This window comes from Epibacterium sp. ABZ3_068 (assembly GCF_056159265.1).
Genome location: NZ_JBSWUV010000009.1, coordinates 1 through 211, shown reverse-complemented (window position 1 = coordinate 211; position 211 = coordinate 1). Strand labels below are relative to the sequence as shown.

General features: G+C 56.9%; 1 pseudogene. It reads right to left on the bottom strand.

The window, feature by feature from the left end:
- Positions 1 to 211: pseudogene (locus ACXAEW_RS22250) on the bottom strand (IS5/IS1182 family transposase); the annotation flags it as partial.

Sequence of the window (211 nt, the reverse complement as noted above, 5' to 3'; positions counted from 1 at the left end):
CGGAGCAATGCCATGATCGACAAGCCAGCCAAGCATGGGTCCCGAACCATAAGCCGTGTCTGCGATCAACCGTTCCGGCTTGAGATCATGGCGCTGGTGCACCCGACTAACCATGGTTCGGGTAGCACCGACCTCAGCCTGTCGGATAGACCGAGTTGCTTCAACATCCAGGATCACACCGTTGTCGGTGTCGATCAGATAGTTGGCGGAA